The sequence below is a fragment of the Bacillus sp. FJAT-22090 genome (genome assembly GCF_001278755.1).
Classification (GTDB): Bacteria; Bacillota; Bacilli; order Bacillales_A; family Planococcaceae; genus Psychrobacillus.
The window spans coordinates 3,860,349-3,876,636 of record NZ_CP012601.1; the positions used below are offsets into that span (position 1 = coordinate 3,860,349).

Below are 16,288 nucleotides of genomic sequence, written 5' to 3' on the forward strand. Positions count from 1 at the left end.
TTATACAAGAAGAGTAATTATAGTTAAGGCAACACCACTTTGGATGGTTGTTGCCTTTTAGAATTAAAGCATTTTTGTATTATCGGTTTTATCTGTCGTTCTTTCTACTTTAGGTTTTATATGTTGTTTGGCGATATCAGGATTCATTTGTATCGTCGCAGCATCTAAATTATTATTCATTGCACCTTGATCATTGAACTGTTTTTCATTTTTGGGGCTTACATCATGTTTCAAGCTACTTTCCCTCCAATTTGATTCGACCTATACCTTAGTTTGCTCTTTAAAGTAGATATAATGTATAGATTAGGAAGAAACATTTTCAACTTGGTACTCAAGTGTAAAAAGTGGTAAAGTTTACATAATTGAGGGGAAGGAGAGGAATGGTATTAGGACATTATTAGAGCTAGTACGAATTATTTTCATATTTTTTATCATCGGTGGCATTCTAGGTTATTTTTTTGAATCTATTTATGTTGAAATGGGCATTGATACTGAAAAATATGGTTGGTTGGTCTTTTTGGCTATTTTTCTTTTGATTTTCGTACTTTATAGAAATAAATTGCAATTTAGCGGATGGTATAAAGGAGCAGGTAGAAAAAAGTTGCCGAAAACAGTGTCTCAAATACTTTTATTTAGTGCAGTTTTTCTTTTAATATTACCGGCGATTCTAAGTATTTCAGTGAACTAGGTAGTGTGGACTTTATATATAATGAGGGGAGAATCATACATAAAAAAAGACTAGATATACGAGTATCCAGTCTATAACTACAAACCGCAGAAAAGTGGTAGGTCTTTAAATTAAACCTTCTATCTCTTTATACTCTTTTAATCGTCTAAAGAAAGTCGCTTGAGTTAGAATGTCTTTACCATTAGCATCTTTTCCGTAATCTTCTATAAGTTGAGCAACAGTGATTTTTCCGTCTGCCTTTATAAATTCCTTTACGGCTTTTTCATAAATCTTTTTATTAACGCTAGGACGACCGAATTTTACACCATTTTTCTTAGCTTCTTCTATTGCAGGTTTAGTCCGTTCAATAATAAAAGTCCGTTCCATTTCTGCTATTAAAGAAAGCATAGTCATAAGTGCTTTAGTCATTTGACCAGTTAAACTGTCTTCATTATCGTTTCTAGTATCTATATTTGCATCAAGAACGACTAAATGAATTTCTTTTTCTTTGAAGTATTCAACGATTGACATAACATCAACCATAGAACGACCTAGACGGTCTAATTTATGAACAACTACTAAATCACCAGTTACAAGACGGTCTTTTAATCTATTCCATTCCGTGCGATTTTTAGCGTCTTTCCCACTCATTTTTTCCGAATAGATATTTTTAGGATCTACACCTGCTTTAGTTAGTGCCTCCACCTGCAATCCTAAATCTTGTTGAACTATGCTTACTCTCGCATATCCATAAGTTGTCCCTGTTGTAATTTCGCTTGTCATGTTGAAATACCCGCCTCTTAAGTTTTTCGATTATTTAACCAATAAAACATTATATCAAATGTCAAAGAATTTTTAGTGTGTAAAATTTTACATATAAAACAGTGTTCATCATTAAAAAGGTTTTATAGAAATTATGTGGAAGTAGTAAGTAGTTTGTAAAAGATGGAAAATAAGTATAGAAAGTTTATACAACAAAATAGAGGCTCTAAGTTTACTATTAAAAAAGAAGTTCTATTTGTTTCAATCATAATATTCCTATTTATTTTGTTCAGTATATTGTCGGGCGAAGACTTTTGACTTTCACGGGATAGTTGAAGGGAGAGGGAGAGAAAGAATGAATACATTTACAATAGTAGGATTAGTGATTGCATTTACAATATTTCTATTTTTAACCCAGTTTTATTTGAAGAGAAGATTTAACATACACAAGTGGAAAGGGTTAACCTTTAAAGAGAGAAATAAGTATTCAATCGCAACCGAATTAGCGATATTTTTCTTATTTCTTTATAGTTATCTAAGTCTGAATGTCGAATCTATGAACTCGGCTTATTCGCCGATTGTTAGAACAAGTCCTATGTTCGGTCTGTTTTTTTTATTGAGCATAAAACGTGGGTTTGAAGAGTGGCTGTTAAATCGAGATCAGAAAGTATACTACTTTGAATGGGTAGGCTCTCTTCTGATTATAGTAGCTTTTTTTATTATTTTTATAGGTGAGCGATGATATTAAGGTGACCTGCAAAGTCGGTTTGCACCGATCTATTGGGTCACCTTAGTTTTATCTGCTGACGATAGGATAAAGGGCTACACTCATATTTCAACTTAAATACTTTGGAGAAATAATTCGCGTCATTAAAACCAGTGGTAGATGCGATTTCACTGACGGATAGGTTCGTTTCCAATAAAAGCTGACTTGCATGGGAAAGCCGTTTTTTATTGACATACTGTTTAAAGGTAATGCCTTTTGTTTTTGAAAAAAGCATACTTAAATAGCTGGCGCTAATGCCTAAGAATTCTGCCATTGTTTCTAGATTTAACTTGTTATCTGTATAGTAAACATCGATATAGTCTAGAGCAGCATTCACGTAGTCAAACTGGCCTTTTTCTTTTTGCAGAACGGCTTGATTCATCACATCCTGGCAGAAGAGGACGAATTCTTGGATGATCGTGTAGAGCACAGGGTGATTTAAAATAATATCAAATAGGCGATTGTATTTTTGCTCCAAATCTATCTTCTTTTCCATCTGGTATTTCAATATGAAGCGCCTCACTTGAGCGAGTATGCTTGTTAAATGGATGCGAATGGAATCTGGCTGATAATACGTATCTATCGTGGAAATATTATATAAAAATTGTTTAATCATTTGCACATCATTTTGATCCAGGCTATTGATCCAAAGACGCTGCTGTTCAATCGTTAAAAAGGGATCAAAATTTGTATAGGTTGGATGCTGACTTACTAAGAAAATCTGAGAGAAGCCGTTTTGGAAACGTAAATTTAATGATTCTCTCAATGCATTATACATCGTTTTAACGGATTGATTCGGCAAATCATAGATGGCGATATTTAAATTTGCGTTGTACGTATTTGACCATTCTCGAATGATCGATTTTGCTTTTTTTAGTAACTCCTCCATAGACTCATCATTGGAAAACGCAACTACTCTCTTTGATAAAGCATAGAACGTAAAGTGCTTTTGTGATTGCAACCAATGAAAAAGTAACTCATTTTGCTCCAAAAATTCTGTTTCAATCATTAGGCAGAAATTAAATTCCTCTAATTGTATAGAGGTTTCCTCTAAGAATAACGCTCGGTACACCGAATTCTGCTCCCCAAGTGGAAGCATTTTTCCACTTTCGTTTAAAACCTGCCTCGTTGCATATGTTAGGTATTGCTTTAACAAATCTAAATCAAGTGGTTTAACAAGTAGTGTAAGTGCTCGTAAAGAAAGTGACTCTAGTGCAGTTTTAAATAGCGGCTCGGCTGTCATTGTGATGAGATGATGAGAATGAAGTGTTAGAACCTTCTTCAATTCATTTGCCTCATCCTGAGCTAGTAACTCGATCTCCAGTAAAATAATCTCTGGATTCTCTTTTTCTATCCACTTTATAGCCTCAACAATAGTTCCTGCCTCGAAAACAGATAAAATGTCTAATTGATATCGCTTGATAAACCAGTGGATTCCCGCTCGTTCGGTTTGGTCGCGATCGATTATTAATAGCTTCATATTGTTCCGCACCTGTCTTTTTTTATGATTTATTCAATTTGAATAAATAATTAATTATAATTACTTGTTTAAATTAATATAATTCCATGCAATATAAAGAAATTCCTCTTTTTTATAACTTTAATCCATATACTTATTATTTTTAGAATTTTACAATTATAAAAAGGGAGTGATGGATGTGGAAAATGTATTACAGAATATTAAAGCACCAACTGGAAGTCAGTTAACGTGTAAGGGATGGACTCAAGAGGCAGCAATGCGAATGCTTATGAACAACTTAGATCCGGAGGTAGCAGAAAATCCGGATGAGCTTGTTGTTTATGGGGGGATTGGGAAGGCAGCTCGTAATTGGGAGAGCTACGCACAAATTATTGAGTCATTGAAAACGTTGGAAAATGATGAAACATTAATAGTGCAATCAGGTAAGCCTGTCGCAGTATTCCGCACGTATGAGCATTCACCAAGGGTATTAATTGCAAACTCTAATTTAGTGCCTGCATGGGCAAACTGGGAGCATTTTTATGAATTAGAAGATAAGGATTTAATGATGTATGGACAGATGACCGCTGGTAGCTGGATTTACATTGGTGCTCAAGGTATATTACAAGGTACTTATTTGAGCTTTGTAGAAGCTGGCAAGAAAGTGTTTGGCAATGCAGATTTACGTGGGAAATTGATTTTGACTGGCGGTATGGGAGGCATGAGTGGCGCTCAACCATTAGCAGGAAAAATGGCGGGGGCAGTTATTCTAGTAGTAGAAGTAGATAAAAAACGTATTGAACGGAAGATAAAAGAAGGTTATTGCGATTATTTAGTAGAAGATTTAGACGAAGCATTAGAGTTGGCAAAGGCGCTCCAGGATAAGAAAGAACCCGCATCTATTGGACTTGTTGGAAACTGTGCAGATGTGTATCGAGAAATTTATGAACGAGACATTATACCAGATTTCGTAACGGATCAAACAAGTGCACATGATCCATTAAACGGATATATACCAAATCATATGTCCCTTGCAGAAGCACTACAATTACGCAAAGATGATCCGAAATTATATGAGCAAAAGTCTAAACAAGCAATGGCAGACCATGTGCAGGCAATGCTTGATTTCCAAACATCAGGTGCAGAGGTATTTGACTATGGAAACAACATCCGTAAGTATGCGCAAGAAATGGGCGTTAAAAATGCTTTTGATTTCCCAGGATTTGTACCTGCTTATATACGGCCATTATTCTGCGAAGGAAAAGGACCATTCCGTTGGGCTGCACTATCAGGTGATCCAGAGGATATTTATAAAACTGATGCACTGGCAAAAGAAATGTTTGCAGATGATGAAGGGCTAGTGAACTGGATTAATATGGCGCAAAAAATGGTGAAGTGGCAAGGGCTTCCTGCACGTATTTGTTGGCTTGGTTATGGTGATCGTCATCGTTTTGCTTTAAAAGTAAATGAAATGGTCGCTTCAGGTGAACTAAAAGCGCCAATTGTTTTTGGGCGTGATCATTTAGACTCTGGCTCTGTTGCATCTCCTAATCGTGAAACGGAAGGGATGAAGGATGGTTCGGATGCAGTTTCTGATTGGCCAATTTTAAATGCATTAGTGAATACAGCAGGTGGCGCAAGCTGGGTAAGCGTGCACCATGGTGGCGGAGTAGGCATGGGGTACTCCCAGCATGCTGGTCAAGTGCTCGTCGCTGATGGGACAGAGATGGCTGCAGAAAAAATTAATCGGGTATTAATATCAGACCCTGGTATGGGCATTGTGCGTCATGCAGATGCAGGCTATGATATCGCGATTAAAACGGCACAGGAAAAGAATGTTCAGATGCCAATGTTAAAAACAAAAGGATGATGATACATGACTTTACTTATAAAAAATGCAAATCAAGTAATTACTCTAAAATCAACTAGTCAAACAGCAAGAACAGGAAAAGAAATGAGCGAGCTCCATATTATCGAAAACGGTTGTGTATTAATAGAAGGGGATCGAATTGTTGCAGTAGGTTCGAAGGAAAATCTTCAAGACCAATATGCAGATTTGATAGCACAAGCAGAAGTTATTGATGCTGCTGGAAAAGTGGTTATGCCAGGCTTAGTCGATGCGCACACACATCTAGTGTTTGGTGGTACTCGTGAAAATGAATTCCAAATGCGCTTAAATGGTGCAACCTATATGGAGATTATGAATGCGGGAGGTGGCATTCACGCAACGACGAAAAAAACGCGTGAATCATCATTTGAGCATTTATATGAAAAAACATATGTGCATCTAAACGATTTCCTGAGACACGGTATAACAACAGTAGAAGCGAAAAGTGGCTACGGTTTAGATTGGGAGACCGAGGAAAAACAGCTACAAGTAGCGAAGAAACTGCAAGAGAATCATGTTATCGATGTGGTGAGCACATTTATGGGAGCTCATGCCATCCCATCTGAATATAAAGAAAATCCGGATGCATATGTGGACTTAATAATTAATGAAATGATTCCAAAAGTGGTAGAAGGAGAGCTTGCAGAATTCAATGATGTCTTTTGTGAAAAGGGTGTTTTCACTCCAGAACAATCACGCAAAATTTTATTGGCTGGTAAAGAGCATGGATTAATCCCAAAAATTCATGCAGATGAAATTGAACCGTATGAAGGAGCAGAGCTAGCCGCAGAGGTAGGGGCAATTTCTGCAGAGCATTTATTAGTCGCATCTGATCAAGGGATACGTGACATGGCGAAGGCTGGAACGGTTGCGGTTTTATTACCTGGAACGGCATTCTTCTTAAAAGCCGCATCTGCAAGAGGGCGTTTGATGGTGGACGAAGGGGTGCCCGTCGCGATTTCTACAGACTTTAATCCAGGCTCATCACCAACGATTTCTTTACCATTCATTATGAACTTAGCTTGTATGAACATGGGAATGACGATGGAGGAAGTGCTGACTGCCACAACGATTAATGCAGCGTACGCGATTAATCGTGGCCAGGAAATTGGTTCACTTGAGGCTGGAAAAAAGGCAGATGTGCTTATTTTGAATGTAGCGAACTATCAGCAACTGCAATATTTCTACGGCATGAATCACACCCAAACAGTGATAAAAAATGGCGAAGTTGTAGTGGATAATGGAGTAATTATTGATCTTAAATAGAAGTAATTCCCGATAGAATGATTTATGACCGTATAAACTAAATTCTGTCCGTATAAATAGAAATGTGACCGTCCGTTTTAGAAGAAAGTAAATAAAAATGCAGACTAATAAAACACCTGTAAAACGAGAGAAAAACTCAGCTTACAGGTGTTTTTTTGAATTGCATAGAGTGAATCCAAATAGAAATTTTGAGGTCAAAAAATCGAGGCTATTTTTACAAATTCAAAGCATAAAATCAATCAACTTTTCTTTATTCCAAGATAAATTATTAGAAAAAATGTTTGCTTTTTGTATTTTTGGGGCAATACATAAATGGTGATTACTGATAACTTGTCATGGAGGGATTCACTTTGAAAATGAAAGTCATATTATTTACAGTAGTATTTATTTTTTCGTTTATTTCGGTAACGTATGCAGCAGAACCTATGGGTACTTTAACTGAGACTAAATCTAGTATAGAACGTTTCGACATAATGAAGGAGCATTTTGAAGATGCTTATGATAGGCAAGGAGCTTCAGAAGAATTACTTGAGCCAAAGGTATACATAGTGGAAGAAGGAGACAGTCTTTACGAGATTGCCATCGAACATAATGTGCCGTTAGATTCTCTGAAGGAATGGAATAATCTCACGGATCATACAATTCACCCGAAGGAAGAGCTCCTTGTAAGTAATGATCAACTAGCGAATTTTACAGAGCCTGCTTTAGCAGAGGGTGAAATGATTGTCACAGCAACGGCTTATACAGCATACTGTTACGGCTGCTCTGGCACAACCGCTTATGGGATCGATCTACGTGCCAACCCGGAAGAGAAAGTAATTGCGGTAGATCCAAGTATTATTCCACTTGGCACAAAGGTGTGGGTAGAAGGCTACGGTGAGGCGATTGCTGGTGATACAGGTGGGGCAATTAAAGGAAAGCGAATTGACGTTTTCATTCCATCCTACGATCATGCAATCGAATGGGGAGTAAAAGAGATTAAGCTTAAAATTATCGATTGATAGCGCACAGTTGATTGCGCTAATGATTCTGTATATAATGAGCTTATACACATACAATAAAAAAGACTGGATACGCGAATATCCAGTCCTACAACTGCAAACCGCAGAAAAGAGCGGTTGGTCCGGTTGAACGCTGAAATAATCGTCCGCGCCTTACCAGTGGGGGACGGTTATTTCTTTTTTACAAAGAAAATAATCAGTGACACAACGATTGAAAAAGCTGCTATAAGTACAGCACTAAGCTGTATTAACAAACTGATTGTCTCGTATAACGTCAATGGCATCACCTCCTTCTAAAGGAAGTGACCAACCGCCCACCCTGCTATGCAATTGTTAATGTATTATACCATAATCACAACGATTGTTTAGAACTACAAACCAGGTCAGAAACCATTATTGGTGTCTAACCTGGTTTTTTGTTACTTAAATTTGTTAAGGAAATTACTTTAAAATACAGGTTTTATTTAATTAAATTAAGAAGTTAAATAGTTTTTCTTTAAATATTATCGAAATTCCTTTAAGTAATTTATTATTTTTAAGTGAATAGTTATAATTACTTAAAAGGGGTTGGGATGATGGATATAATCGATGGGAAGATTTTAGAGGCTTTAAAGCAAAATGGACGATCTACTGCATCTGATATTAGTAAGCAAGTAAATCTTTCTGTACCTGCTGTATCAGAAAGAATTAGAAAGCTGGAAGAGGCAAATATTATTGAACAATATACGATTAAAATTAATCGTGAGAAGATGGGGTTTAAATTACTCGCAGTTATTTTTGTGAATATTGACCATGCAGCTAATATTCAACATTTCAGGGATGCGATTATTCAATTCTCCGAGGTGATAGAGTGTCACCATATGGCAGGCGAGTACGATTACATGCTAAAGGTTCTGATTGAAGATACTTCTAAATTAGAGTTTTTTCTAAATGAGCAATTAAAAACCATTCTAGGGGTTCAGAAATCCAATACATTAATTGTCTTATCTACTTTGAAAGAAATAATGAATAGGTGAATGGGATGATGATTTGGAAAGGATTTCGCTTTGGACTTTTTTTGCAGATAGCTGTCGGTCCTGTGTGTATTTTTATCTTTCAGACGGCTGCTACTTCGGGTTTTTTTATAGCGGAAATAGGTGTATTAGGTGTAACGATTGTGGATATTTTTTATATACTTGCAGCTATTTTTGGGATTGGAACACTACTTAACAAATATAAAAAGCTAAAGAGTATCATTCATTATTTTGGCGCAACTGTGCTCATTATTTTTGGTATAAGTAATATCATTGGTTTTTTTTATAGTTCTCCTATTGTAAGTATGGATCAAAGTGCAGGGAATACTCTTTGGAAAGCACTCCTACTAACTCTTTCAAATCCACTAACTATTTTATTTTGGGCAGGTGTTTTTTCTACGAAAATAGGGGAGGAAAATATAAAGGAAAAGGATTTATATTCTTTTGGTTTTGGAGCGGTATTGTCTGCTTTTATATTTTTAACGATTATCTCCATGTTAGGGACTTATGTAACGATACTATTAGAACCCAAAATGATTATGGGTTTAAACTTATTAGTTGGTATTGTGCTTTTGTTATTCGGGGTGAAAAATCTAGTTAAACATCGCAGAAATAACGTAAATCCAGGTCAACAAGTATGACCTGGATTTTTTTGTTTGAAGAATTAAGCGTTATTTGTAGTTGCCATAGCTTGGCTTATTTTTTCCGACGTTTCTTGTAGTAGTGGTAAGAATTCATCTCGAAGCACATCTTTGGAAATGCGGCCAGCGTGAACGGAGCAGTTGACAGCGGCGATCACTTCACCGTGCAAGTTTCGAATTGGGACTGCAATAGAACGAAGGCCCTCTTCTAATTGTTGATCGACACCTCCCCAATTATTTTTACGAACTTCTTTTAAAACTTCTAGTAACTGTACCTTGTGTTGAATGGTATTGTTTGTGAATTTAGTAAATTCATTTGAAGCAAAGTAGTTCTCCAATTTTTCTTCCGGCAGGTAGGCAAGTAAAACATGACCCATTGAAGTTGCGTATGCTGGCAGCCTTGTTCCTACATCAATGTTAATAGACATGATTCTTTTTGAAGAAACACGAGCTACATATAAAATATCTGTGCCATCGAGAATTGAAACGGAACAGGATTCTCCTGTTTTATTAACAAAGTCTCTCATGAATGGATGTGCGATACTCCATATGTTATTGGAAGAAAGGTACGCATGACCAAGTGTAAGCGTGCGGGCTGTTAAGGAAAAAAAACCATTTGTTGATTCAGCAAAGCCTAGGTGTTCCAGTGTTAGTAGGATTCTCCGGGCAGTAGGTCTACTTAGACCAGTTATTTTGGCTACATTACTAACCGTTAGCGATTGGTTTTTTTGGGAAAATGCTTGTATAACTTGAAGGCCTCGATCTAAAGATTGTATATAGTCTCCAGATTGTTTAAAAACATCTAATTTTTCTATAGGCAAAAATATGACCCCCTGTATTATTGTTAGATGTACGAATAGAATAACCTCGTACGTATAACGTGCAATATTAAAATTAAAAATGCAAGTACTTAATTATTATGAATGCGGTTACATTTCCCATTTTATCAGAATGTTGAAGGTAATACCGAAGGAATTTAATCTAAATTTAGAACATACATATGGAGCTTGTGAGTTGTATAATTACCGCTGGAGGTTAAGTCTAGGGATTACAGAGGGAGTTGCTATCGAAACATTAGTAGAAAATATACAAGATTAATTTGTTTATGGTATTAGAATTCTTCGAAATTAAGTATGATGTAGATTACTAAATGGAAGCCACTTTTTGAAAACAGATTTTAGTTGTTTTGAAAGGTGGTTTCTTTGTGTTTTATTAGAATGTATGGTTTTCAGAGATTTTGGGCAATACTGAGTTCAAATTTAGAGTAATTGAAAGATTACTTGTTAGGAGGAACTAGTATTGAAAGTTAGAAGTATATTGTTGGTACTGTTATTCGTATTTACGACGAATTCTGTCACGCATGCATCTGAGCTTTTTGTTGTCGCCACTAATGACGCAGAATTATCGATCTCTCCTGATCTAATAGAAGAGAGATCAATCATAGAAGAGACATTTGACGTACATTTCCAGGATGCATTAAATCTTTGGGCAGAATTAGATGTGGAACCTGAGCCTCAAACGTATACCGTTGTGAAGGGGGATAACTTGTATAGGATTGCTGAAGCGCACGATATTTCCTTGGCAGCTCTTATCAGTTGGAATGGTCTTACGACTGATTTAATTCATCCTGATGATGTACTAATCGTAAGCGGTGATGAGGAGGACGTGGTAGAGCTCGCTCAGTTGGAGCCAGTGAAACGTGTTGCATCATCGTCCAATGTGGAAAATTCTACGATTGAGGCTTCTCAACCAGTTGTTTCAGCCCCTCCTACAGAGGAGGGGACGGAGATGATTGTAACAGCGACAGCCTATACAGCATACTGCGAAGGTTGTTCTGGAACGACCGCTTATGGAATTGACTTACGTGCAAATCCCGATCAAAAGGTAATTGCAGTAGATCCTCGAATCATTCCACTTGGTTCAAAAGTTTGGGTGGAAGGCTACGGAGAAGCAATTGCTGGTGATACTGGTGGTGCTATTAAAGGGAATAAAATCGATGTATTTATTCCAACATATGAGAGTGCTATGCAGTGGGGAGTTAAAAAGGTAAAGATTAAAGTAATCGATTAACAAAGTGCCTGTGGGATAAACGATTGTTTATTTCACAGGATTTTTTGTATGTAAAATACGGCTGTCCATATGTTTTACTCGAACTTTTATCAATATAAAGCTTGAGAAGATGTTTATAATGATGCATAATGATAAAATTAATATATTGAATATAGGAGTTGTACACCATGTCCTTGGAAGTAAAAGTTAAAGGGAAAATAAATAAACAACTTGATAACAGAGGTCGCTTGTTAGTGAAATGTCCAGATAAGCCAGGTATTGTATCCGTTCTGTCGACATTTTTGCATAATCATGATTCAAATATTATTGAATCAAGTCAATACTCCAGTGACCCAGAAAATGGCACATTTTTTATTCGTATCGAGTATCACTGCGATCATTTAACTGAAAAGTCTGCGAATATGGAGAAGGATTTTGAAGAAATAGCAGCTACGCATTCCATGGACTATGAATTTGCTTATCCAAATGAGCGGAAGCGTTCTGCTATATTTGTTTCTAAAGAGCCTCACTGTTTGATGGAGCTTTTATGGGAATGGCAAAATGGTGATTTAGATACGGACATAGTAGTTGTTATTAGTAATCACGAGGATGCTCGTCCATTTGTGGAAGCATTAGGAATTCCGTATCATTATATTCCTGCGAACAAAGATATTCGAAAACAAGTAGAAGAAGAGCAAATCCGCCTTATGGAAGAATACAATGTGGATCTATTAATCCTTGCGCGCTATATGCAAATATTGACGCCTGATTTTGTGCGCCACTTTGAAAATAGAATTATTAATATTCACCATTCCTTCTTACCAGCATTTATCGGAGCTGGCCCATATGAACGTGCTTTTGAGCGTGGTGTGAAGCTAATTGGTGCTACTTCTCATTATGTAACGAATAATCTGGATGAAGGTCCAATTATTGAACAAGATGTAGAACGAGTAGACCACCGAGACGATGTGACGGATTTAAAGAAAATTGGTCGCAAAATCGAACGTCGAGTTCTCGCAAAAGCAGTAAAATGGCATTTAGAAAATAGAATCATCGTACAAGATAATAAAACCATTGTGTTTCATTAAGTAAACTATATTGACACAAATATGTGAGATTTGTAATAGATGGAAATGCTCATATAGGTTGAATGGGTTTGAGATTCTGTATATAATAAAAGTAGAAACATATAATAGAAAGACTGGATACGCGAATATCCAGCCCTGCAACCGCAAACCGCAGAAAGAGCGGCTGGTCCGAGGTCAGAAATAACCGTCAAACCTTTGCTGAGGGACGGTTATTTCTTTTTTACAAAGAAAATAATCAATGTCACAACGATGGAGAAGGCTGCTAACATTACAGCGCTTAACTGTATTAACAAGCTTGTCATCTGATATGTTGTCATTGGTATCACCTCCCTAGAAGGAAGTGACCTACCGCCCACTCTGCCTATGCAATTGCATTTTTATTATAACATAAATGCGAATAAGTGTTCTATTTTTTAGTAGAATTTCGATTTTTATTGTATAAATAGCTTGTTTGTTAAATGGCTCTTTGCAAAAATGCAAAGAGTCATTTTTATTTTGAGTGAATCTCATAGAAGTAATCTTCATCATGTGAGAAATGGTTGCTCTTCGGTTGAAATTGGTTGCTCTAAGGAGAGAGTTGGTCGCGGTTCGGATACAATTGGTTGCTTATGCATGCGATTTGGTCTCGCTTAGACATTTTTTGCCATAAAATACATAGCTTCTTATTGAAAGTTACTTAATGATGTGAAAGAAATATATTCCGATTAATGAATCTTATATGTCATTAAACTCGTATAAACTAATACAGATTCTTGTTCTATTAGAGTGATGTCTTACTAATTAATGTAGGAGTGATTATATGATATGGATAAGCTTTATATTAATTTTATTGATAGTTTTTGCTTTAATATCGTTAGTTAAACTAATTTTGAGAAAAGTATTCAATATAGATAAAGAGAAGAAAGAATTCTTTTCTAACAACCATATAAATGAATTGCATAGAAAAATTGATAGGGTTATAAGAATAGCTGTATTTATTGCAACGATCTCGGCAACTTTCTATATGTTAAATGAGGATTTTTCAATAAACCTTTTACTATTGATATACTTTTTCAACGTAGTGATTGAATATGGGGTAAGTGCGTTTTTTCAATGGAAATACTTGGATGGATCTAAACAATATATTCTTACTATTAGCGAAGGTGCCATACTAGCGCTCACATTAGCTATAGTGATAGATTTTGATTTACTAAGTTATGTATAACTTCTTAGTCTGAGATATGATTGCTGTTATGCGGGAAATGGTCTCGGTTCTAGGCTTCTTAGTCTCGGCTTCGGGAAAGTTAGTCTCAGTTATAAAGGAATTGGTCTCGAAGTGCCACTTACTGTATGTTAGTCAACCTGAGATTCATTCTAAAATAAAAATCCAGCTATGAAGTGACGCATAGCTGGATTTTTGTTTGATATTAGAACAACTCCATTTGTTCGATTTCTCCAAGACGTTGTAGGGAGTGGGGAGCATGGTCTTGGAAGTAGGCGTGTTGGATTGTTTTCTCTTTAGTCATAATTTGTTTGTCGGAGCCGGTTGCGTTTCGTAAGCGGCAGCTGTAGATATTAACTAGTTGCTGCCATTTGGCTATTGATTTCGGTTATAGAGGAATTAACCTTGGAGTGGATCGTAATAACAAGCGGGCTTCACAATTCCTCCATACTTTTTACATAAGCTTATTAACCTCTCCATACTTGGTTAATGTTTGAAATGTATTATTTGACTTGTAAGCAAATCAAAACAAACAGAAACAAATGGAGGTTCACATTTATGTCTATGAAACGTGTATGGAAGAAAGGTTTAGTTAGCGTATTAGCTTTATCGCTTTTAGCAGCTTGTTCGGATAGTGCAGCGGAAACAACCGTCAATGGGAATGATATGACGTTGGATGAAATCACAGAAAAAGCAAAAGAGGAAGGTGCTGTAAATTCAGTTGGGATGCCAGATACATGGGCGAACTGGGTGGAAACTTGGGAGGAGCTTGAGGCTGAGTATAATTTAAAACATACGGATACAGACATGTCTAGTGCTGAGGAGCTTGCGAAGTTTGAAGCGGAAAAAGATGATGCTACTGCTGATATCGGTGACGTAGGTATTGCGTTTGGACCAATTGCAAAAGAAAAGGACTTGACATTACCGTACAAAACATCTTATTGGGACGAAATTCCTGACTGGGCAAAAGACGATGAAGGCCACTGGGTTGTTGGTTATACAGGAACAATTTCATTTTTAACGGATAAAAATAATGTGAAAAATCCCCCAAAATCATGGGATGATATTAAAAATGGAGATTATGTAGTTAGTATCGGGGATGCGTTAACCGCTAATCAAGCACAGTTTGCTATTTTAGCAGCTGCTATAGCTTACGGTGGAGATGAAAATAATCTTCAACCAGGGATCGATTTCTTTGCAGAGCTTGCCAAACAAGATCGTTTAAAAGGAGATCCAACTGTTGCGAATTTAGAAAAAGGTGAGATTGATGTTGCAATTCTCTGGGACTTTAACTCTTTAGGTTACCGTAATCAAATTGACGAATCTCGCTTTGACGTAGTAATTCCAGAAGAAGGTTCAATTGTTTCCGGCTATGCAACAGTTATTAATAAATACTCGAAAAACCCACATGCTGCTATGTTAACTCGTGAATATATCTTATCGGATGCTGGACAAGAAAATCTTGCAAAAGGTTTTGCACGACCAATACGTGAAAATGTAGAACTTTCTGCAGAAGTAAAAGATTTACTTCTTCCACAAGAAATGTACGAAAATGCGAAGCCAGTAGAAGATCAAAAAGCATGGGAAGAAACGACAAAACAAATTCCACAAATGTTCCAAGAACAGGTGTTAAACCATGTTAAATAACCGCGTAGTACTCATTGTAGTGGATGCTCTTCGATATGACACGGCTTGTACACATATGGGATACATGCAACATTTGGTCGAGCGAGGTGCTGCAGCACGCTATGAAGTTTGTTCGGAAGTACCTTCTTTATCACGGCCGCTATATGAAACTATTTTAACAGGGACGCCACCCATTATACATGGTGTGACTAGCAATAGGACGGTTCGTTTATCGAATCAAACAAGTTTATTCCACTTAGCAAAAAGCAGCGGTAAAACTACCGCTGCAGCTGCCTACTATTGGGTAAGTGAACTATATAATCACGCACCGTTTCGTCACTTTGAAGACCGAATTCAACTAGATACTGAGTTTCCAATTGAAAACGGCTTATTCTATTTTGAAGATCATTATCCAGATAGTCATTTATTTACTGAAGCTGCTTGGTTAATAAATCAGAAGAAACCTGATTTTCTATATATTCACCCAATGAATGTAGATGATGATGGTCATAAGTTTACTGCTGATTCGAAGGAATATCGTAATCGTGTGTTAGCGGTGGATGCGCTACTTTCTGTATTTATTCCTAAATGTTTGGAACAAGGATATGAAGTAATTGTGACTGCTGATCATGGAATGACAAGTGACGGTAATCATGGCGGCAATACAATAGAAGACCGTCATGTTCCCATGTTTGTTTTATCCAAACAGGTGAGAGCTGGATTAAATGAAGGAATCGTTTCTCAACTACAAGTGGCACCTTTAGTTTGTCATTTACTAAATATTAAACCTTCAGAGGAAATGGTTCCACTTCTCTTAGATGGTGTACGTATGCTAAAAGAGGCCTAGCCCTCTTGTCGATT

15 protein-coding genes are annotated in these 16,288 nt (G+C 36.7%); 11 read left to right on the top strand and 4 right to left on the bottom strand.

The window, feature by feature from the left end:
* Positions 1–63 precede the first annotated feature (63 nt).
* Both AM499_RS21760 and AM499_RS19495 read right to left on the bottom strand, forming a co-directional pair.
* Entirely contained in the window at positions 64–234 is a 171-nt protein-coding gene (locus AM499_RS21760) for a hypothetical protein (protein ID WP_156316835.1), read from the bottom strand.
* A gap of 559 nt (positions 235–793) precedes the next feature.
* A complete protein-coding gene (locus AM499_RS19495; protein ID WP_053591752.1) occupies positions 794–1,450 on the bottom strand; it encodes a recombinase family protein in 657 nt (218 codons plus the stop codon).
* 334 nt (positions 1,451–1,784) lie between these two features.
* Between AM499_RS19495 and AM499_RS19500 the strand changes: the two genes are divergently transcribed.
* Complete coding sequence (locus tag AM499_RS19500; protein ID WP_053591753.1) at positions 1,785–2,171, top strand: DUF4181 domain-containing protein; 387 nt, start codon at positions 1,785–1,787, stop codon at positions 2,169–2,171.
* Positions 2,172–2,214: 43 nt separating this feature from the next.
* Here the strand turns inward: AM499_RS19500 and AM499_RS19505 are convergent, their stop codons facing one another.
* Positions 2,215–3,675 (bottom strand): response regulator transcription factor, encoded by a 1,461-nt coding sequence (locus tag AM499_RS19505; RefSeq protein ID WP_053591754.1) that lies wholly within the window; start codon positions 3,673–3,675, stop codon positions 2,215–2,217.
* Positions 3,676–3,853: 178 nt separating this feature from the next.
* Between AM499_RS19505 and hutU the strand changes: the two genes are divergently transcribed.
* The 5 genes from hutU to AM499_RS19535 all read left to right on the top strand — a co-directional run bounded on the left by hutU (position 3,854) and on the right by AM499_RS19535 (position 9,463).
* The gene (hutU, locus tag AM499_RS19510) at positions 3,854–5,524 is read left to right on the top strand and encodes a urocanate hydratase (RefSeq protein WP_053591755.1); all 1,671 of its coding nucleotides are present in this window, start codon (positions 3,854–3,856) and stop codon (positions 5,522–5,524) included.
* 6 nt (positions 5,525–5,530) lie between these two features.
* Positions 5,531–6,808 (top strand): imidazolonepropionase, encoded by a 1,278-nt coding sequence (gene hutI, locus AM499_RS19515; RefSeq protein ID WP_053591756.1) that lies wholly within the window; start codon positions 5,531–5,533, stop codon positions 6,806–6,808.
* A gap of 356 nt (positions 6,809–7,164) precedes the next feature.
* On the top strand, positions 7,165–7,809 hold the full coding sequence (locus AM499_RS22275) for a LysM peptidoglycan-binding and 3D domain-containing protein (RefSeq protein WP_269432452.1): 645 nt from the start codon (positions 7,165–7,167) through the stop codon (positions 7,807–7,809).
* Positions 7,810–8,384: 575 nt separating this feature from the next.
* Positions 8,385–8,825, top strand: coding sequence for an Lrp/AsnC family transcriptional regulator (locus tag AM499_RS19530; protein ID WP_053591759.1), 441 nt, complete (start codon positions 8,385–8,387; stop codon positions 8,823–8,825).
* 5 nt (positions 8,826–8,830) lie between these two features.
* Positions 8,831–9,463 (top strand): LysE family translocator, encoded by a 633-nt coding sequence (locus AM499_RS19535; protein ID WP_197275573.1) that lies wholly within the window; start codon positions 8,831–8,833, stop codon positions 9,461–9,463.
* Between the two features lie 23 nt (positions 9,464–9,486).
* On the opposite strand, the gene AM499_RS19540 is transcribed toward AM499_RS19535, so the two are convergent.
* Positions 9,487–10,284 (bottom strand): IclR family transcriptional regulator domain-containing protein, encoded by a 798-nt coding sequence (locus AM499_RS19540; protein ID WP_197275574.1) that lies wholly within the window; start codon positions 10,282–10,284, stop codon positions 9,487–9,489.
* A 478-nt stretch (positions 10,285–10,762) separates the two neighbouring features.
* On the opposite strand from AM499_RS19540, the gene AM499_RS22280 reads away from it, so the two are divergent.
* From AM499_RS22280 to AM499_RS19565, 5 genes are all read left to right on the top strand, one after another.
* Positions 10,763–11,533, top strand: a complete 771-nt coding sequence (locus tag AM499_RS22280) for a 3D domain-containing protein (RefSeq protein WP_053591761.1) — start codon at positions 10,763–10,765, stop codon at positions 11,531–11,533.
* Between the two features lie 167 nt (positions 11,534–11,700).
* On the top strand, positions 11,701–12,600 hold the full coding sequence (gene purU / locus AM499_RS19550) for a formyltetrahydrofolate deformylase (protein WP_053591762.1): 900 nt from the start codon (positions 11,701–11,703) through the stop codon (positions 12,598–12,600).
* Between the two features lie 799 nt (positions 12,601–13,399).
* Positions 13,400–13,804 (top strand): DUF4181 domain-containing protein, encoded by a 405-nt coding sequence (locus tag AM499_RS19555; protein ID WP_053591763.1) that lies wholly within the window; start codon positions 13,400–13,402, stop codon positions 13,802–13,804.
* Positions 13,805–14,359: 555 nt separating this feature from the next.
* On the top strand, positions 14,360–15,448 hold the full coding sequence (locus AM499_RS19560; RefSeq protein ID WP_053591764.1) for an ABC transporter substrate-binding protein: 1,089 nt from the start codon (positions 14,360–14,362) through the stop codon (positions 15,446–15,448).
* Entirely contained in the window at positions 15,438–16,274 is an 837-nt protein-coding gene (locus AM499_RS19565) for an alkaline phosphatase family protein (protein WP_053591765.1), read from the top strand. The genes AM499_RS19560 and AM499_RS19565 overlap by 11 nt, the downstream gene beginning before the upstream one ends.
* The last annotated feature ends 14 nt before the right edge of the window (positions 16,275–16,288 follow it).

Coding starts and splice junctions, on each gene's coding strand:
- AM499_RS19505 (WP_053591754.1), bottom strand. CDS start 3,675: ATGAAGCTATTAATAATCGATCGCGACCAAACCGAACGAGCGGGAATC.
- AM499_RS19560 (WP_053591764.1), top strand. CDS start 14,360: ATGTCTATGAAACGTGTATGGAAGAAAGGTTTAGTTAGCGTATTAGCT.
- AM499_RS19530 (WP_053591759.1), top strand. CDS start 8,385: ATGGATATAATCGATGGGAAGATTTTAGAGGCTTTAAAGCAAAATGGA.
- hutI (WP_053591756.1), top strand. CDS start 5,531: ATGACTTTACTTATAAAAAATGCAAATCAAGTAATTACTCTAAAATCA.
- purU (WP_053591762.1), top strand. CDS start 11,701: ATGTCCTTGGAAGTAAAAGTTAAAGGGAAAATAAATAAACAACTTGAT.
- AM499_RS19555 (WP_053591763.1), top strand. CDS start 13,400: ATGATATGGATAAGCTTTATATTAATTTTATTGATAGTTTTTGCTTTA.
- AM499_RS19565 (WP_053591765.1), top strand. CDS start 15,438: ATGTTAAATAACCGCGTAGTACTCATTGTAGTGGATGCTCTTCGATAT.
- AM499_RS19500 (WP_053591753.1), top strand. CDS start 1,785: ATGAATACATTTACAATAGTAGGATTAGTGATTGCATTTACAATATTT.
- AM499_RS19535 (WP_197275573.1), top strand. CDS start 8,831: ATGATGATTTGGAAAGGATTTCGCTTTGGACTTTTTTTGCAGATAGCT.
- AM499_RS22275 (WP_269432452.1), top strand. CDS start 7,165: ATGAAAGTCATATTATTTACAGTAGTATTTATTTTTTCGTTTATTTCG.
- AM499_RS19495 (WP_053591752.1), bottom strand. CDS start 1,450: ATGACAAGCGAAATTACAACAGGGACAACTTATGGATATGCGAGAGTA.